The sequence below is a fragment of the Pseudomonas sp. P5_B2 genome (genome assembly GCF_056400445.1).
Window position 1 is genome coordinate 1 of the sequence record NZ_JBFULH010001529.1, and the last position, 515, is coordinate 515.

The 515-nt window shown below is 59.2% G+C and carries 1 protein-coding gene; it reads left to right on the forward strand.

The genetic code is table 11. The annotated features are described in order from the left end of the window. Positions 1 to 143 precede the first annotated feature (143 nt). Positions 144 to 515 (forward strand): transglutaminase family protein (locus AC1DRJ_RS32215; RefSeq protein WP_477805642.1); only part of this gene is annotated, 372 nt, incomplete at its 3' end.

Consider the following 515-nt stretch of genomic DNA (forward strand, 5'->3'; position numbering starts at 1 on the left):
GCTTGCGCCTGAAAATTGCTGAAGCACACCGGAATAAGCGCCGTTGCTTTGCAGGCTTTTGGAAATAACCTGAAACCGCATGTGTGCGGCACTGGACGAATGTCGGAGACGGGGCTAAAACGAGGCATTCGCCGGAGATTTTGATGACGCCTCGCCAATGCTTCTTCGATTGCCTGCAACGTTCACCGCCCGCGCTGTTCGAAGCGACGCTGTGGATGGCGGCCGAGCACGATATCAAGCTGAGCCCCGAGGCGGTGCTGGCCGACTTTAACGGCCTGACACAGCAGGTCAGCTATGGCTTGCCGATGCTACCGGTCAGCGAACTGGCACAGCCGTTGTTGCGGCGGATGAATGACCTGGGGTTCGCCCAAGACGACTTCACACCGCTGCGCCCGCAAGTGGCGTTACTCAATAAAGTGCTGGAACTGCGACGCGGTCAGCCGCTGTCGCTTGGGTTGATTGCGCTGGAGTTGGCCAGACGCCTGGAGATTCCGCTGGTGGGGGTCAATTTCCCC